We start from the raw sequence: 16,274 nt of genomic DNA, 5'->3' as shown, positions 1-16,274 counted from the left end.
TCTCAATACCTGGTATACACAATAGCTGTTCAAAAAAAACGTTCGCATTAAATACATCGCTAACCATCCATGTCTGTTTGAAAATATATAAAATATTTAAGAAAAGTCCAAATCTAAGCTTGTTTTCAAACCTTGGGGATAATAAAAAGTTTCCACAGGTTGAGAATCTTTCATCCGGTAAGCTACAGGACGCATTTGTGCAGATTGATAATTACGTATACGTTTAAAAAATGCTTCAGCATTTGCTTCATAACGTTCATATGAATGCCCATTTAATGTTTCAGTATCAGATGATAATCTAGTAAAATCAACGGTTAACGTCGTCGTAGCTGGACCTAAACAAATAAATTTTCCTTTTGTTACAAGATTACCATTTTCATCAGCTGTATGACATCTAGTAAATTTAATCGTATTACTTGCACCTTCCCAACCCCCATATAATTGATTTAAAACATCTAAATTAACAAAACTACAACCATTAAAAACGTAACTTAAAAAAGGATGAAAAGGAGATCCATCCTGATGATTGCCTAATTGTGTACCTCTTTGAACGACAAATTCAAAATGTTCAAAAACTACAGAAGCTCCAAGATCTCCTCTAATATAACCATGAATAGTCATATTACTAACATTATCAACTCCAACAGGAATATGAATAATAGGTTTTTTCATTATGGAAAAATGCCAAATCCCCTCTTCACTGTGAGAAGAGACTAGATCATGCTTTAATTGATCAATCAAGGCTCCTGTTTCATCATTATAATTACCAAATTTATCCCTTTCATCTTGTCCCCATGGAACAAAGTTTAAATTTCGATGACCAATATCCCATCCATTTGCCAACAATCCAGGCAAATTCATGGTATTATCCTGCATTAAGGTATATTCATCTTGATACCACAAATAGATAGTTGCTGTCCCACCATTAGGCACAGCATTAATAGCATCTTGCACCGTTCTAAATGGAAAATCTGGTGTACCTAAGAATTTAACCTCTTTTGTCGAAGGCCTTACATAAACATTAGCTAATGGCCCTGCAACTTTAGTAGTAATTCTAAAAGTATCGCTATCCAAGAAAGAAATATTATCGGAATTATCAGAAAGTATGGATAAAACAGCCCAATTATTTCCAGGTTTATCATAGTTAACCCAGTAATCACTAGTTATCTTTCCTGTGTCTGGATCAATTGAATTACCATCCATCATATTTATATAAAATACATAAATAAAACGTTGCGATCTCAAAACTGATCCAAGGGCATATCCTCCTACTTTATTCGACCATTCCTGATTGAAAAAGGCTAATCCCCCTCCTTGTGTCCATTGTATAGCTTCTGTAATTTTATATAAAATTCCATTATGATCCTGTCCCCAGGGCGGAACTCCTCCCTGTAAGACTGATTTCATTGTTTGTGGTGGGAAACCCGTTTCTATATCAGCACGTCCATTTTGATAATCAGCCCCAGTATCTTCGATATTAAAGCGATCACCATATTCTGCCCATTTAGAGGAGAAAAGCTTTCCAGGTCTTTGAATAGACATTTTTTGTCCTTTAATATTTATTTGTTAATTATTTAGACTGAATATCAACCTTCAACGAGATCCCAGCTGGTTTGAACAATAAACCTGCATTCATGATAATAGCCACTTCATCAGTACTAGGCAGCCAATTTAAAATAAGAGTTATCGACATATCAAAATTATCTCGAACATATATTTCATGATTATTTTTTTCCCCATTTTCATTGTATCCAAAAATATACATCAAAATAAAATTGAGATCTGATGTATTGTAATTACTCACGTTCGCATGAGCCTTTGCGAAAATTAACTTTTTAAAGTTTTTATCTGTAAATGTGATTTCACCCTCTAACTCTTGGTAATCACGAAACATACCCCAAGCCGTACGACGATCTTCTATTGAAGATAAGGAGTCATTAAAACCTGTTAAATCGTGATACGGACGTGCTAATAATAAAGTTTCCTCATTAAATCCCCAAAAGAAACCCGTAAGGGTTTTTACAGTACGATTAACACCAACCACCTGCCCCCAAATATCTAGTCCTTTACCTGTGGCAGTATTCAAATCCCAAATATTTTCATAAAAATCACTAAAAAAAACACAGATTTTCATCGCCTCACTAAATGATCTTATTAACGCAAGTAAACGGGGTGAATTAGCATATTGCGCAATAACTGTTTCATGATAATCAAGACATAAAGGGGGTTTATTTTCATCAAAAAATACCGATTCATCCATTAAACACTACCTCTACATCATCTTTATTCAATGTAGGCATTTCATCAATATTCATTTGAACCAACGAAAAACTGGCAATTTCTCGTCCAATAAATAAGGTTATGATGCTGATCCAACTCCCCAATCTCTGCACAGGTGCATAAAAACTGGATGCTAGAATTTCACTTCCAATTCTAGGTTTTTTCGATCCATCATTACCTGTAAAAGCTTTTATAATTGCCGTTTTTATTTGATCAACCGCATTTTTTGGTAAGAACTGTGGTCTTGCTAAAGTAATTTTTAACCTGATCGGAATTCTTTTTGCATTAGCGTAACAAATAGTATATTTCGGAGGTGTTGAATATAACCCACTCTGGTCCTGAATGACGACTATTTGATCGCCATTCATATCACAACCCGGTGGTTTTTTCTTCCATATAGTTTGTGCAATTAATTGTTTACTCCAATCATCATCTGGTGCAGAGACACAAACAAAAAGACTATGCGGTTTTAAAAAAACACCGTTTTTATTCACACCTCCTCCCGAATCATTATCAATAACATAAACATCTTCACAAACACTGCTACCATTGCCATTTTTTAAATTCAGTAAAGCTGCCATAATACTATCCACACTATTTACAGAATTTAAAGCGACGGACTGTCGCCGCCTTTGTTCAAACTGTGCTTGGCTTTCAACATTATTACCAATGATACCTTCTGTAGGATTATCAACATTATCCCACCCGGGAATAAGCTGATACATTTGTAAACTATGCGCTGGACAATTGATTGGACCTTTTTGCAAACAAACAAAATTTACAGCTACTGTGCCATCTTCACCAATTATATAATTTTGATCCGCTTCATATAAATTTCCATCACCATCCTGCACTTTAGTTCCTGCCGAAATCAAAACATCTTTTTGACCTCGACAGATACCGGTAACAGTAGTTGCTTTGGCTTTTATACGTTCAATAAAATAAATCCGACCAATACCATCTTGCATTCGACCTGTAGCATAAGATGGATCAACCTGATTTACATAATATGCCAATAAACGGTTACGATCTGAAATTATCGCGGCCATAGAGGTTGCAAGTTGGCCCTGTGGGGTTGATAATAAAAATTCATTTTGATTATTGAAGAACTTTAATTGATTATTAAAGGCATTCTGAAAATCTTCAATAACGCCTGCAAGAATATCCTGCTCTTCAGGCAATATGATACCTGTATTACCCCATTCTTTGTCATGGTCTGATGTGGATTGTCCCCCCCATTTTAATGAAGGGATGTTCGTGTCGACATCTTTAACAATCGGTAAATTTCTCAGCTGAACTGGTGAGATATTTCTTGCATTAATATTGTCATCGTCAGAAAACGACATTTAATTGTTCCCCGCTCTTTGTATCAATGATTAAATAAATGTTTCCATGCAAGGCCCTTTGTTTATCAACATACAAATCCATGTCAGCACGGATAACACCATCAACATTTTCAGCACGATCCAATAAAATATTCTTAATTAATCCCCAATTTGGATTAACCCCCAATATTTTAGCAAAATATGGTGTTCCCTGGTTCACATCATACCATCCCTCACCCTCTTCCAATTTTATTTCGTTAGCAACCTGTTGAGCAATGGCAAACCCATCATTTACAGTTGCTATATTTCCATTTCTATCAACCAGCAAATCCCAATCCTCAGTTAATAATAATTCCATTTTCAACCTCAAAAAAAACCACTCAAAAGAGTGGTTAATAAAGTTATTAATATTTCAAATTAATTTTTTAATAGAATATGATTTATGATAATTAATAATAAAAAATAACCTTTTGAATATATTAAAAATTTTAAATCTAATTTTTAGGTTGGGTAGTATCTTGGCCCTTATTACCATTTCCATGAACATGTTCAAGAAAAGAAATTCCATCAATAACAGTATCTCCTGTCGTTTGAGCGGCACCTGTAATTAAAGTGTTCCCTATAATTGAAGTCTCACCAATAATGGATGTTTCTCCCAAAATATTGACCTGACCATTTATATTGACATTACCTTCTATATTAATATCCGAAGCTTTGATATGAAGTTTATCATCTTTTATTTTTACATCGGTACCATTAGATAAAAATATTTCTACGTCCTGATCCCTTATATTCACGAAAGTAGTGGGGGATTGTTTTGACGCAGGCGCAATGGCCATCTCCAGATTACCATCAGTGATTTTTAACCATGTTCTTGGTTCTTCATTTAAAAGGGATCCTATATAAATGGCATCTGATATAGAATGTTTACGATAACTTGCCGGAATATGTTTTTTACGACTAGAAACAACATTTGAAATATCCCTAGCAGCAAAAACAACAATGCCCTTATCACCTATTTGAGGATCAATAATGATTCCATAATCTCCAGCCTGTTGTCTTGCATAAGGAATATTACTGATTTGCGCATGATCTACTGCCTTTCCTTCATTATCCAACATTGCGAGCATCGGAATTACATCAAGAAGCCGTTTTTCGGTATCAACAGATAATACTTGTACCGGCATAGCAGTAAAAACACGACTGATTGCATTATCCATCATAGTCCATAACGTATTAAGAACGCTATTTCCTTTGTTGGGATTCATCATTAGCCAATATGTCCTTTTTTATCTTTTTTAGAAAAATCTTTTTGCAATTCAATATTTGTAAACCATGGCCCATCAGGTGTATAACAGGATAATTCATGTTTTAATGAAACCATATATCGCCATACTCCATTAACATTTTTAATATATTCTGATTTAAGAGCTATTTCCTCTCCAAATCGAATTGAATGATTAAAAATACTTCGAACAGTGATACCTCTATCTGAATAGGCAGGATAACCGATCATTCCATTATTGACAGAAATATTCCTAGAAGAAATTTCTACAGCTTCTATCTTATCATTATTACTATCATCAGTTTCTAGTCTACGTTCATAATCATTTAATGTCATATTTTCAGGAAAGATTTTGCAAATCTGATCCTGAAATGTAAAACGGGTTTTCGTATCTCTTGTACATAATCGAATTTGTTCAATTAAATCATCATGATAATTGGGATTGTTTAAAACGGCATTAACACCATAATTTTTAAAACTCAATCTTCCTATCCCATTAGAATAGGGTAGAGATGCATTATATTTATCAATAATTGTTTGCACAACAGTTGCGACAGGTGTTTTATTTTTGAATGAAATGGATTTAGCTGGAGTCAGATTTAATCCTGCTGCAACCATTGCATTCACATGGAAAGCAAGATCAGGTGCACTGCCATAATCTGCATAAGCAACTGTTATACCGCCTTCAAATATTTTATTATATATAATTTTTTTATCGGAACTGTTTTCCAGACTTGCATATATGATCAAATAATTGCCAAACCCATTTGACTCTTTTTTATATTGACCCAATGTTGATAATTGATTGATCCAATGCTCATCCATATTATAAATCGTGCATTGACATTCTGGAAGACTCTCCCCTCCCTGATAATTAATAGAAACTTTCGCTTTAAGATGTTCGACCGAAAGGATTAATTTTCCATCTGCAAATGTTTTTTGTCGTTTATTTTCATCCACTCCCATTACAAATTCAAATTTTAAATAACGTTTATGAAAGGTAGTAAAAGTAGGACGATGACCAATAACAGTAATTTTCTCTTCATAGGATGATAGCATTATATACCTATCCCATCATCAATTCCACTTTCGAGATAATAAAGCAAATAACGATTACCAAAATCTTTATAAGATGGATGATTAAATCCTTGCTGATCAACAAACATTAAATCTCCAGGAAATTCAAGATAAGCAGAACGAATTAATCGAACCCGATCCAGACATAAAATTCCTGTTAATAATGGTACTGCACCATAATAAACATCAAGGAACACACCAACATTTCCTCTATCCAACAGGCGAAAACGATAATCCATTCCCTCAAGAGTAAGAATAAACTGCTGAGCCTCAATAGGTGAAATCTGTATAAGTTGCATTTCGTATTATTACCTATCAATCTTACTAATAAGGTTTTTGGCTTTTGTTAGCCGCTTGTTTCTGATTACCATTTAAAGCATGAGGTTGAGTTGTTCCCTGACTTACACTGTCGTTAGAATAGGCTCGCGCATTTTTAATGGTAATATTCTTTGGTGTGGATATAATTTCCTGAAAATCAATTAAGTATCGTACAAGTTGAAAACCTTTTGATGAATTTCGTTCAACAGAATGAGCATTTATTTTAACATTGTTAATCAAACGTTCCGCTGTATGCAAAATATATACATTTGTGGAATTTTCCGCATGTTCCAAAGCATCCTCAAATAATTTCCGTTGTTTTTGAGTTCCTGTTGAAACATAAGTGACTTGTCCCGTTCTGGGTTGCTCTACCAGATTATATGCGACAACTTTTCCACCTTCGACAGGTGCAGTTGAAGTTTTATATTCTTTTTTATACTTTAAATAAATAACCCCTGCCTCGGCTACATTATTGCCCATAGAAAAACTTAATGTTTTATTTAAGATTTTTATTTCATTTTTTTTTAATCCGGTTTCATAAAATGGATTTCCATTTTTATCGAAAAAACCGAATTTGGAATCTGTATTAACCAATTGATTTAATAGCTTCCACCCAGCACTCTGGGCATAAGAGGACAAAATATTATCAGCCCCTATTTTTATAGCCATAACATCCTCCAATATCGAGGCCCTTTTAAATTAGAACCAACAAATAAATTATTTAAATTTAAAAGAATATTTATAAATATTATAAAATTATCTTGAATAAATAAAAATTAAGATTATATTTTTTGTTTTTTAATAAGTAAATTTTTAACAATTGATAGCTTTATAAGATTGTACCGCGTTAGAAAATGGAAAACTAAGGCTCAATTGCTGTTTTACCTGTTGTGCTATCATCATGGGATCAGCACTTGAGGGTTGTACAATAATGTTAATTCGATATTGCTGATTATTATTAGTCATGCAATTCATTATCTTATTAAAAGAAGGATTAACCTTATTTATTTGTCCATCATTTGCCAGTAGTTTACTCATTTGAACATTATCATTACCTGATGATAAAGAATGTTTTTGTAAATTACCAATCGTACCTTGATAGGCTTTATATGCTTCGATTCCAACAGCTGTACCACCCACACCCGCCGCGATAGTATTGCCCGACTGATTAACCTTAGAAGAAGCGAATATTGGTTTTTTCAAAGAAGGAGATGCAGTCTTACTATTTTTACTTGTCATGTAGTTATACAAACTATACAAATCATAACCTAATGACACCGCATCAAAAGCCCACCCAGCAGGCCCAGCAAATAGACCTGCTATTTTAGGTAATATATGACGTGCACCAAAAGCTGCAACTTTTCCCATCATGCGACCAGCATTACCAAAATGAGGAATCTTAGTTACGACATGCTCTAACACATCCCCAACAGCCTTTACTCCTCCAGTTAATCCGAATATTCCCGGAATTTTCAAAGCTGTATGACCAATACTCCCTATAACGGAACCAGTTCCCTTTTTGACAGCACTTATACCAGAAACTTTATTCCATATTTTACCTAATCCACCAGCTTTTTTACCTATAGCACCAATTTCAGGTATTTTAGAAATAAATTTATCTGCTTTACTACCATTCTTCAGTAAGGATTTGGCAATATTTGCCAATCCTGAACCACCCTTTCCTAAAACTCCTTTAAATGTCGCAATTGTTGCTACAAAACTTATAACCGCGGTAAAAACAGTTTTTAATAGATCAATCTTATCATTAACATCATTTGCAATAGCTATCTTTGATTTTGCAGAAGCGATTGTATCTCCATGCCTTTTTAATAAATCACTTTCCAAATTCGATTTATTTATAACGTAACCGGCGGATTTTTCAGCTGCTAATAAGTCATTTTGATTTTTAATATTATCTAATTTCGCACTAGCGTTTGACGCTTCTGATAAAATTTGATTGGTTTCGTTATTTCCTTCTAAATTAGAATTCTTTTGTTCTTCTAAAAATATATTTTGATATCCATGGGTTTGAACTCTTTTTGATTTGGAATCAATAATATCATGTTCAGGCGCAGTCAATTGATCATAAATATGAACATTGTCATGAGCCAATTTTCTAGCAATAATATTTGCACGATCCGGATTAACTTTTTGTAAAGCGGCTAAAGCCTTACGAATATTTTCCAAGCGCTCAAGTGCAGTAAAATTATGCCCCTTGTCATCACCCCTTTGTAAAACTCGCTGACTGGGAGCTACCTTATCTAATTCTTGTAATTCTGGATAATTAAGTAAACTATTTGTTTTATTGGTGGAAATGGCAGAATTTATATTCGCCATTTCTTTATAAAACATCAAACTTTCAGATTTATTCGCCCCATAACGATTACCAACATTTACAGCTTGATAAACATCCGATACAGATGAATTTGTCATGCTAGCCATTTGTTGCATTGCACTATTATCATCTGTAATATTACTTATGTCCCTTATCGTCAAGAAACGATCTGCCAGTTCGGAAATTGCCCCCTTAAAACTATCAAAAGAATTTTCTAATTTGCTTACCGCAGCAAGAAATGATTCTCCCTTTCCATCATGATCGGACTTTTCATATAATGAATTTTTCAAAATATCTAAATCATCAAGTTTATCTAGCTTTCCTAATTTAGACAAATTATTCAACTGATTTAAGTTATCAAGTTTTTCATTCGCAGAATTTTGATTATCAATTATGATTTGTAAATTTGTTGAAAGGATTGATGAAGATTCCGGATTATCTGATGAATGTGTAGAAAAAGCTAAAGAAAATTTTTCTAATGCCTGATCCATCTTTGCAACTGAATCCAACAAGGATTGTTGTATCTGATTATCTGGTTGATTAGAATTATCCATACCTATTTTTCCTTAAATTATAGCAATGGCTATAGAACTTCATCAAGTTCACTCTTCCGTTTAATATATTCGGAAGCTATCATTTCATTATATTGATTAATTAAAATTATTTCTAAAAATTGGTACAAATCTCGCACGCTATAAATAGATTGCAATTCTTTTAGCGTAGCAAAACCTGAAGTAATCACCTCTCCGATTGATTGAGGGATGTTTGGGTAGTATCGATATCCTTTTTGCTCTGTAATTGCTCCATCGAAACTATGAAAAGGTCTAAGTACCGCTTGGCGTCTCTCGTAAAAAAATCCGTATGTAACTTAAATGCCTCCCGTTTTAAAGCGATAATAGTAGAAACTTCTTCAATATAATGATTAGGATTATTCAAAATTGGCTCTACCAAATCATTTTGACCAGGATTCAAATAAATACTACAGCAATCAAACAAGGGTTTAACTACAATCTTTAAATCATCATAAGGCAAACTGAAAAACAATGAAGACAAATATACAGCTAATTTTTCAGTAGCTTGTTGAATTTTTACCATTCCTTCATCATTTTTCTCCATTAACTCTTCATAACTTGATTCTATTGTTGCTTCTTGCACATAAGTGTAAACTAAAGGTATTAAAAACGATATATCCTCTTTATTAGCATTTCTTAAAATCGCATTAATCGAGCGTTCAGCCCATTCTTCTGTATCAAAAGCAGACATTTCGGTGATTTTAAATAATTTACCTTGATCACGACCAGGTTCTTGGATTTTTAATTCAACTGAGCGACGTGCCATAAACTTAGACCTCTACAGTTTCATCAACAGATTCAAAAATAAATTTACAAGGAACGGCACTTAATGTTTTTTGATGGTTGGGAATAGCCTGCCATTGAGTCAGATAGCCATTATTCAAATTATAATTTTTACCTAAAGATGGAATAATCATTGTTCCATTAAATTTCAAGGCTTCTCTTTGAACCTGCATTACTTTTGCCAATGATTGCAAAATTGCCAAAGAACTGGAAGCTGCGACAAAATTAATTTCCAGCTCAACTTGATGCGCATCAGGCAAATAACCTCCATAAACAGTACCTTCAAAAGATGTTACTGTTTCAACTAAACTTTTCGAGGAAAATTTGAACGGTGAATCTGACGTCAACCCCTCCAAGCTTAATGGTACGCCTATCAAGGGTGAAACAAAACCTGATGCTGTTGATCCCAAACCAACTTTATCCGCTATATTATTATTTACCCATGGATTACTTGCAATGAGCGTTAATTTTGTATTGATTGATGTAATTGTTCTATTTATTGCCATTTTATTGTAACTCTATGCTGTTCATGTTGATTTGTTGAACGGATTGACCATCGGTATACCAAAAATTAATGGGGGGCGAACCACGACGAACGCGGGTTTGTGGTGTTACATTACCCATATCAATTTTCAGATAATAACCCACAGCCGTTATATTATTGATTTGAGATAAATTAAGACCAGCCTGTTTAAGACTTTGTGTTTGATCTTCAGATAAATAAATACCAGAACGTATTGCACCAAACTTAATAAAATCATCAATTGCGGGTTTGATTGCCGCACTTAAAATTCCCTTACCTTCATTATTATATGGAATCTGTCCTTTGGCTAATAGGGTTTTTATAAAACAATTTTGAAAATAACGACGCATCCATACCTGACAATACCAGCTATCCAACCATAAATACTGTCCTGAAATTTTACCTTCCATCATAAAGACAAAATCATTTGACGCTGATGCCCACACGCCATAGAAATTATAACCATTCGCTTTAAGTGCCAAGGCAATGTCTTCATTCGTTACATTGGCTTTTAATAAGCTGCTACGACGAAAAGCGGCATTATATCGTCCATCGGTTTTTTCAAGATCCCATGCCGCAGGATAACCTGCGATAAAAGCACAAAGTTCAAGACTGTTATAAACACATACAACACCCTCGTAATTTGCTGAGTATACCTTTTCGGCAAATGAAGTTCCGGTATTGGCCGTTATCGCTTTATTTGAACTATCAGAAAGAATGACACATACATCATCCTTCATAGAATCTGCCCATTTTGCAAAAGTTAGAGCTTCTGCCTCATCAGGTTCCCAAGTCAGAAAAACGGAACAAAAAGTTAGGTTTTCTTTCCTCAAAGTATTAATAACACTTGATGGTGTAGGAGATTCAATTGCGGGTGATAAACTAGCCCCTTGATTTTCTGAAAGTCTCAATAGATCAGCCAATTGCCCTGTTGCAAAACTTACATAAGAATTGTATCCGGTTAATCCGGATGTAATAATAAAGGATTGATTTCCAGATGAATAAACAACAGAAACTCCCAACAAATTTTCCAAAATTGTTGCCGCTTCACTAAAGCTATTGATAAAGCTAAAATCTGGATCAGCTATATTTTTTTCATTATTATCAACCACAATCTGTAAATCACCCTTAAAAGATCTTAACTCTTCCAAAGTGACAGCCGACATTGTTGCGCCAATCAAACCGGCGCTTGTATTGTTTTCAGCGTATAAAGCCATATAAAGCTGAGTTGCAACACGATCAGAATCTGTAAATCCAGCAAAATAAACTGTTGCCAGGTTATATTCCATTGAATCATAACCAAATAATTTTCCAATTTCTTCAGCATTTTCAAATATGGATGTAATCCCCGCAGGAATAACATTCTCTTTTCTTGTAAGCATTAAACCAAATAGGTCATTTCCCTTGTTCCCTACGGATAAAACCTTTGGATTAATTCTTACAATATTATTTAATGGTATAGACATTAATTTGTAATCCTTATCATAGTGGATTGGTTTAGAAAATTATCGAACACCAATTTTAGTATTCCCTGTTTCAGGCAATTTAGTCTTGGTTCAAGCATGCCTGGATTTCGAATGTTTGAATGATTTATAAGAAATAATTAATTTTTAATTTGGAATGTGTTTAAGAATAAAAAACCACCCAAAAAGGTGGTTCAATTGTTTGCATGAAGATTGGAAAACTTGTTATTATTTTAAGATTTTCCTTCTTTTTTTGCCGCACTTCTTACATCAAGATAATAAACGAAAGATGCAAGCATCAAGGCAACAGAAGGAATTAAGGCAAACAAATAGGCATAAATCATCATCATTTGTTGTGTCGTTACACTATTATCTGCTGGCAGGGAGATAAATCCCAAATAAATAAATATCCAACCTCCCAATAAAATAACAGCAAACATTAAAAAAGCCGGTAATTTTCTTACATGCTTAGGCATTGTAATAGATTGTTTCGTAATCGCCGAGACCACAGATAAAACAGCACCGACAGCTATCATAAAACTAAAAAAACCGACCATAACCGCTTTAAATAATGCAATTACATCCATGTTATTGCCCCTTGCTTAAATTGTTTTATAATCAAGGTTATTAAACTTTATTTTAGAAAGCAATTATAAGTATATGATATTGAAAAAATAAATTTTATTCAGAATAAAATATTATTGATGATACAAGGGCAAATACTTCTTATAAATTTTAGTAGAACAAATATATCTTACAATTAAAGTCAATTTAATTTCCAATAAATTACCCTAGACAAACTTTTTTATTACAAATAATTCATGACATGATAACAATAAAATGTATTAAATTTTATTCATCAGCATAGATAACCAGTTTTCCTTGATCGTTTTCAGGTTGATCAAGTTGAGCTACGACCAAAACCTTACACCAGCCAGACATTTCCCACTCTTCTAATCTTTGAACAACCAACCAGCGTCGCCCAAGAAATTCCAAAAGATCACCACCGACACCTCTTACACGATCTATGCCGTAAAGTTGTCCATTAGCATAAACCACACGTTTTTCATTTTGTTCACTGGCATAATGACCATGAATCAGCTTATCGCCTTTTAAAGATTGAATTTGCAATTCAATAGGTTCAGGATCTTCATAAACAGCCTCTTGTCGAACTCCTTTTAGAATATAACCTTTTGAACGAAATAATGATCCTGTAATAGAAGGATTTACAATTCCAATCATACTTCGCACCATATCATGAAGCTTCATAGAATCTTATTCCTTTAAATTTATATAGACTAATGTTTATGATTTAAAAATTATATACTTAATTAAATTATAGATTTTATCTATAAATAATTATATTTTTATGTAAAATTGATAATCAATCTTAAGTTTATTGCAAAATACAATTAAAATTACTTAGAAACTATGCATCTGAACAATCATCCTGACATCTGGCAATAAAAACAGACCCATTTACTAATGGAGACCATTTAGAATGACAATTTAAAAATTCATTCCATAAATCCCTTGGCAAACGTGTAAAGCCAATATTTCCAAAAAAACGTCTGCTATCTTTACCTGGCATATCCCGAATACCTCGTAACAGGATGTTTTGACCATCAACCTTAATAACTAAACCGTTGGGTATTCTACAGCCAATAATAATATAATCTAGATTATGTTCTTTAGTATTATCATAAGCGATTATAGATTGAGCATTAATATCTATGGCATCGTCCAAGAATTTATCCATATAATCATCAGCAGCATTGCAATCATTGAATTTAAATTTGCTTAAATCTATCGATTCATCAATTTCAGCATTATCTTCATCTAGAGAATAAAATTGAAGATTTTCCTTTTCATATTCCGAATGATTAAAGTCTAATGATGGCAAATAATATTTTAAACTGGATTTTATTTCCTTGTTGTCAAAATTGTTATTTTTAGCCCTTGTCATAATTCCCTCTTATGGAAAGATACGCAGACGAGGATCAGGAATGGGTTTAGTATAAAAAGTACTACGATATTTTTTTGTTAAAGCCCAAAATTCATATCCATAACGTGTTTGTGCCAACCAAGGATCAATTTTATTTTTTGCATGAGATTTGGTATCTACATGAAGAGAAACACTTCCTTCTGTCACCGATGAAATTGATCCTATAAGCTGATCCCCATTTTCAGTTTTTTTTTGCAAACAAACTAGATGAGAAACCAGCAAATTCATTAAAATACGCTTTTCCTTTAAACAACAAACCACGCTATATTTTCCTGGATTGAAATAAATGGCAGCTCGTTCAGCGATTTTATAAATGGTTTCAGGACGAAAAAAACTCTCCAATTCCGGAAAGCTTGCCGCCCAATATGACCAATCAAACACACATTCCTGATGTTTCAGATCAGATTGTAAATTCATATTGCCTGTCCTGCTTTCACCTGTTCCAGCGACTTTGGCATTTTAGCAGAATCAATCGGTTCAAGACCATGCATCAATGTTTCTTTTTCTTTAGCTTCATCTAAAACTTTTTTCTTTTTATCTGCAGCAAATATGAAACCTTTTTGGTAGGGCGCAAAATTTTCATGTTGTTTGACCCATGCCTCCCAGAAATCTCTTGAAACTTTTGTTAACCCTACAATTTGGGATGCCATATAAAAAGGAGTCTGTGGACGCCCCAAGTGCATGCTGCCTTTTAACTCAACTTTTTCTTTTCCTACTTCTAAAATAATTCCATGAGGTAATTTACAGGCTACTATGACTGTTTCCGCCATTTTAAACCCCAATCATTTGCGCAATCAGGATAGGACGTGTTATGATTGCTCCCCATGATCCCTGTGTCAATTTTTCTTCCATAGAAGAAGTTTTACGAACAATACCATGACTTCTTAATTTTTCAGAAAAAGCACAGGTTATAGTGTCAATACCTTGATAATTCTCTACAAAAAGCTGAATCAATTCACCACCTTCTAACGATAATTGAGGTGCACTGACTTGTGTAAGATTAGGAAAATTTTTCTTCAACAAATCCATAACCCCTACCCCATGTTCATTTGTTTTTAACAAATAGGGTTGAATCTCATTAGATACGACCAATTTTAATGGACTATCCATATTGACGGCATTGTCCAGATTAATCATCCCTTTTGTTTGCGCCTGTAATTGTCTGTACAGTTTCTGAATATCTTCATAAATTTCATTAGCTGAAGCCTTCTCCCAAACCGTACCGCCAGAACCTTTTATTGTGGGTGCAATCGGAGGTAGTAAAGCGGGATCATTCAAGGCACCATAATTTTGCAGGTTGGAAACTCCAAAAAAATAAGACTGGTTCTGCCAATGATTTAATAATAAAGCGGCCGCCATTCTTTTGCGTGATGCAATATCAATATTAGATAAAGCAGCCCGACCCTCTTCACGATCTCCCCATTCTGCAAAAGTTTGGACCAGAAATTGTTGACGCTGGGGAAATGAGGTATTAAGGACACTATATCCTGCCTGGTTAAAATCTCCATAAGCGGCAACATCACCAGCTGGTTCAACGACTGTAAACATCATTGTATCATGTAGCCAATCCCCCTTTTTCGCTTCCCCGTATATAGAAGCTGCCTTACATGGGGCCGTTAAGACATCAATAATATTTGGATCTATATAAGTCGTAAATTGATCTGGAATGGAATTATTTGCCTTTGTTACAGGTGAAATCGAACTATCCCCTACCCTTATATTGTCTGTATAATCAACAACATTGGGTAAGTGAATTCCAAATTGGTTTTCCAAAATTGCTCGATCACGTACCCATGATTTCGTTTGAATGGTCATAATTGTTCCTCTTAAATCCATGCAGAGATTTTGACAATATCCCCGCCCTTTGCATTTTCAGCATATTTATAATTTGTTACGACAGCATTTTTGTCATCTGATACAACAACTTTACCTGTTTCCTTCGACGCATAGACCATTTCACCTTGTTGAACCTGGGACATCATTTCAGGTAATTCAATAATAAATTCCCCCTTACTGAAAACAGTCACCATTGTTCCCGGAGAAATTTCCATATTCCCCTCTCGTGCATCTGGAAGATTGATTCCTGCCCATTCGCGCCCGACAAAACCAATTGGACTTGCATTTCCTTTATTGCTAATCAATCCTTCCCGTTCATCAGTCCATACAAAGGAACCAGCCTCAATTGCTGTTTCTCCAACCTGAAACGCCCCGTCTTTACCCAATAAACTGACCCGTGGATTTACAGACGAAAAATCACCATGCCAACCTTGGGCAGGGTTCAGGTTAACTTTATTTTGAAAAGACATAA

The 16,274-nt window shown here is 34.1% G+C and carries 19 protein-coding genes; all 19 read right to left on the bottom strand.

The genetic code is table 11. From position 1 onward, the window contains the following. Positions 1-96 precede the first annotated feature (96 nt). Entirely contained in the window at positions 97-1,542 is a 1,446-nt protein-coding gene (locus H3T46_RS07405; protein WP_198197985.1) for a hypothetical protein, read from the bottom strand. A gap of 28 nt (positions 1,543-1,570) precedes the next feature. Then, positions 1,571-2,260: a DUF2612 domain-containing protein gene (locus tag H3T46_RS07400; protein ID WP_155565068.1), complete on the bottom strand. Its 690-nt coding sequence runs from the start codon at positions 2,258-2,260 to the stop codon at positions 1,571-1,573. Continuing rightward, complete coding sequence (locus H3T46_RS07395) at positions 2,253-3,626, bottom strand: baseplate J/gp47 family protein (RefSeq protein ID WP_110439491.1); 1,374 nt, start codon at positions 3,624-3,626, stop codon at positions 2,253-2,255. The genes H3T46_RS07400 and H3T46_RS07395 overlap by 8 nt, the downstream gene beginning before the upstream one ends. After that, positions 3,613-3,963, bottom strand: coding sequence for a hypothetical protein (locus H3T46_RS07390; RefSeq protein ID WP_110439490.1), 351 nt, complete (start codon positions 3,961-3,963; stop codon positions 3,613-3,615). Before H3T46_RS07390 ends, H3T46_RS07395 begins: the two co-directional genes overlap by 14 nt. 136 nt (positions 3,964-4,099) lie before the next feature. Next, positions 4,100-4,876 (bottom strand): Gp138 family membrane-puncturing spike protein, encoded by a 777-nt coding sequence (locus H3T46_RS07385; protein ID WP_122123187.1) that lies wholly within the window; start codon positions 4,874-4,876, stop codon positions 4,100-4,102. Further along, complete coding sequence (locus H3T46_RS07380; RefSeq protein ID WP_198197987.1) at positions 4,876-5,949, bottom strand: baseplate hub protein; 1,074 nt, start codon at positions 5,947-5,949, stop codon at positions 4,876-4,878. Before H3T46_RS07380 ends, H3T46_RS07385 begins: the two co-directional genes overlap by 1 nt. After that, positions 5,949-6,266: a phage baseplate plug protein gene (locus H3T46_RS07375; RefSeq protein WP_110439487.1), complete on the bottom strand. Its 318-nt coding sequence runs from the start codon at positions 6,264-6,266 to the stop codon at positions 5,949-5,951. The genes H3T46_RS07380 and H3T46_RS07375 overlap by 1 nt, the downstream gene beginning before the upstream one ends. Before the next feature lie 25 nt (positions 6,267-6,291). Beyond that, positions 6,292-6,954: a phage baseplate protein gene (locus tag H3T46_RS07370; RefSeq protein WP_198197989.1), complete on the bottom strand. Its 663-nt coding sequence runs from the start codon at positions 6,952-6,954 to the stop codon at positions 6,292-6,294. 144 nt (positions 6,955-7,098) lie between these two features. After that, entirely contained in the window at positions 7,099-9,174 is a 2,076-nt protein-coding gene (locus H3T46_RS07365) for a hypothetical protein (RefSeq protein WP_198197991.1), read from the bottom strand. 184 nt (positions 9,175-9,358) lie between these two features. After that, on the bottom strand, positions 9,359-9,958 hold the full coding sequence (locus H3T46_RS07360) for a hypothetical protein (protein ID WP_122123179.1): 600 nt from the start codon (positions 9,956-9,958) through the stop codon (positions 9,359-9,361). A gap of 4 nt (positions 9,959-9,962) precedes the next feature. Further along, positions 9,963-10,481, bottom strand: a complete 519-nt coding sequence (locus H3T46_RS07355; RefSeq protein WP_110439483.1) for a phage tail fiber protein — start codon at positions 10,479-10,481, stop codon at positions 9,963-9,965. Position 10,482: 1 nt separating this feature from the next. After that, a complete protein-coding gene (locus H3T46_RS07350; protein WP_155580110.1) occupies positions 10,483-11,964 on the bottom strand; it encodes a DUF3383 family protein in 1,482 nt (493 codons plus the stop codon). A gap of 230 nt (positions 11,965-12,194) precedes the next feature. Then, positions 12,195-12,548 carry a hypothetical protein gene (locus tag H3T46_RS07345; protein ID WP_155565062.1) on the bottom strand — a complete coding sequence of 118 codons (354 nt, stop codon included), beginning with the start codon at positions 12,546-12,548 and terminating at the stop codon, positions 12,195-12,197. Positions 12,549-12,813: 265 nt separating this feature from the next. Further along, on the bottom strand, positions 12,814-13,230 hold the full coding sequence (locus H3T46_RS07340; RefSeq protein ID WP_198197993.1) for a hypothetical protein: 417 nt from the start codon (positions 13,228-13,230) through the stop codon (positions 12,814-12,816). A gap of 160 nt (positions 13,231-13,390) precedes the next feature. Further along, positions 13,391-13,927, bottom strand: a complete 537-nt coding sequence (locus tag H3T46_RS07335) for a hypothetical protein (protein ID WP_198197995.1) — start codon at positions 13,925-13,927, stop codon at positions 13,391-13,393. Between the two features lie 9 nt (positions 13,928-13,936). Then, positions 13,937-14,383, bottom strand: a complete 447-nt coding sequence (locus tag H3T46_RS07330) for a DUF4054 domain-containing protein (protein ID WP_198197997.1) — start codon at positions 14,381-14,383, stop codon at positions 13,937-13,939. After that, positions 14,380-14,736 carry a hypothetical protein gene (locus H3T46_RS07325; RefSeq protein WP_110439477.1) on the bottom strand — a complete coding sequence of 119 codons (357 nt, stop codon included), beginning with the start codon at positions 14,734-14,736 and terminating at the stop codon, positions 14,380-14,382. Before H3T46_RS07325 ends, H3T46_RS07330 begins: the two co-directional genes overlap by 4 nt. A 1-nt stretch (position 14,737) precedes the next feature. Continuing rightward, the gene (locus tag H3T46_RS07320) at positions 14,738-15,781 is read right to left on the bottom strand and encodes a major capsid family protein (RefSeq protein WP_196424208.1); all 1,044 of its coding nucleotides are present in this window, start codon (positions 15,779-15,781) and stop codon (positions 14,738-14,740) included. Between the two features lie 11 nt (positions 15,782-15,792). Continuing rightward, on the bottom strand, positions 15,793-16,272 hold the full coding sequence (locus H3T46_RS07315) for a hypothetical protein (RefSeq protein ID WP_198197999.1): 480 nt from the start codon (positions 16,270-16,272) through the stop codon (positions 15,793-15,795). Positions 16,273-16,274: the final 2 nt, after the last annotated feature.

Source organism: Commensalibacter sp. M0133 (assembly GCF_016101485.1).
Classification (GTDB): Bacteria; Pseudomonadota; Alphaproteobacteria; order Acetobacterales; family Acetobacteraceae; genus Commensalibacter; species Commensalibacter melissae.
Note: the sequence above shows the minus strand (reverse complement) of the source record. Positions and strands in the feature narration are given on the sequence as shown.

Coding starts and splice junctions, on each gene's coding strand:
- H3T46_RS07405 (WP_198197985.1), bottom strand. CDS start 1,542: ATGTCTATTCAAAGACCTGGAAAGCTTTTCTCCTCTAAATGGGCAGAA.
- H3T46_RS07400 (WP_155565068.1), bottom strand. CDS start 2,260: ATGGATGAATCGGTATTTTTTGATGAAAATAAACCCCCTTTATGTCTT.
- H3T46_RS07395 (WP_110439491.1), bottom strand. CDS start 3,626: ATGTCGTTTTCTGACGATGACAATATTAATGCAAGAAATATCTCACCA.
- H3T46_RS07390 (WP_110439490.1), bottom strand. CDS start 3,963: ATGGAATTATTATTAACTGAGGATTGGGATTTGCTGGTTGATAGAAAT.
- H3T46_RS07385 (WP_122123187.1), bottom strand. CDS start 4,876: ATGATGAATCCCAACAAAGGAAATAGCGTTCTTAATACGTTATGGACT.
- H3T46_RS07380 (WP_198197987.1), bottom strand. CDS start 5,949: ATGCTATCATCCTATGAAGAGAAAATTACTGTTATTGGTCATCGTCCT.
- H3T46_RS07375 (WP_110439487.1), bottom strand. CDS start 6,266: ATGCAACTTATACAGATTTCACCTATTGAGGCTCAGCAGTTTATTCTT.
- H3T46_RS07370 (WP_198197989.1), bottom strand. CDS start 6,954: ATGGCTATAAAAATAGGGGCTGATAATATTTTGTCCTCTTATGCCCAG.
- H3T46_RS07365 (WP_198197991.1), bottom strand. CDS start 9,174: ATGGATAATTCTAATCAACCAGATAATCAGATACAACAATCCTTGTTG.
- H3T46_RS07360 (WP_122123179.1), bottom strand. CDS start 9,958: ATGGCACGTCGCTCAGTTGAATTAAAAATCCAAGAACCTGGTCGTGAT.
- H3T46_RS07355 (WP_110439483.1), bottom strand. CDS start 10,481: ATGGCAATAAATAGAACAATTACATCAATCAATACAAAATTAACGCTC.
- H3T46_RS07350 (WP_155580110.1), bottom strand. CDS start 11,964: ATGTCTATACCATTAAATAATATTGTAAGAATTAATCCAAAGGTTTTA.
- H3T46_RS07345 (WP_155565062.1), bottom strand. CDS start 12,548: ATGGATGTAATTGCATTATTTAAAGCGGTTATGGTCGGTTTTTTTAGT.
- H3T46_RS07340 (WP_198197993.1), bottom strand. CDS start 13,230: ATGAAGCTTCATGATATGGTGCGAAGTATGATTGGAATTGTAAATCCT.
- H3T46_RS07335 (WP_198197995.1), bottom strand. CDS start 13,927: ATGACAAGGGCTAAAAATAACAATTTTGACAACAAGGAAATAAAATCC.
- H3T46_RS07330 (WP_198197997.1), bottom strand. CDS start 14,383: ATGAATTTACAATCTGATCTGAAACATCAGGAATGTGTGTTTGATTGG.
- H3T46_RS07325 (WP_110439477.1), bottom strand. CDS start 14,736: ATGGCGGAAACAGTCATAGTAGCCTGTAAATTACCTCATGGAATTATT.
- H3T46_RS07320 (WP_196424208.1), bottom strand. CDS start 15,781: ATGACCATTCAAACGAAATCATGGGTACGTGATCGAGCAATTTTGGAA.
- H3T46_RS07315 (WP_198197999.1), bottom strand. CDS start 16,272: ATGTCTTTTCAAAATAAAGTTAACCTGAACCCTGCCCAAGGTTGGCAT.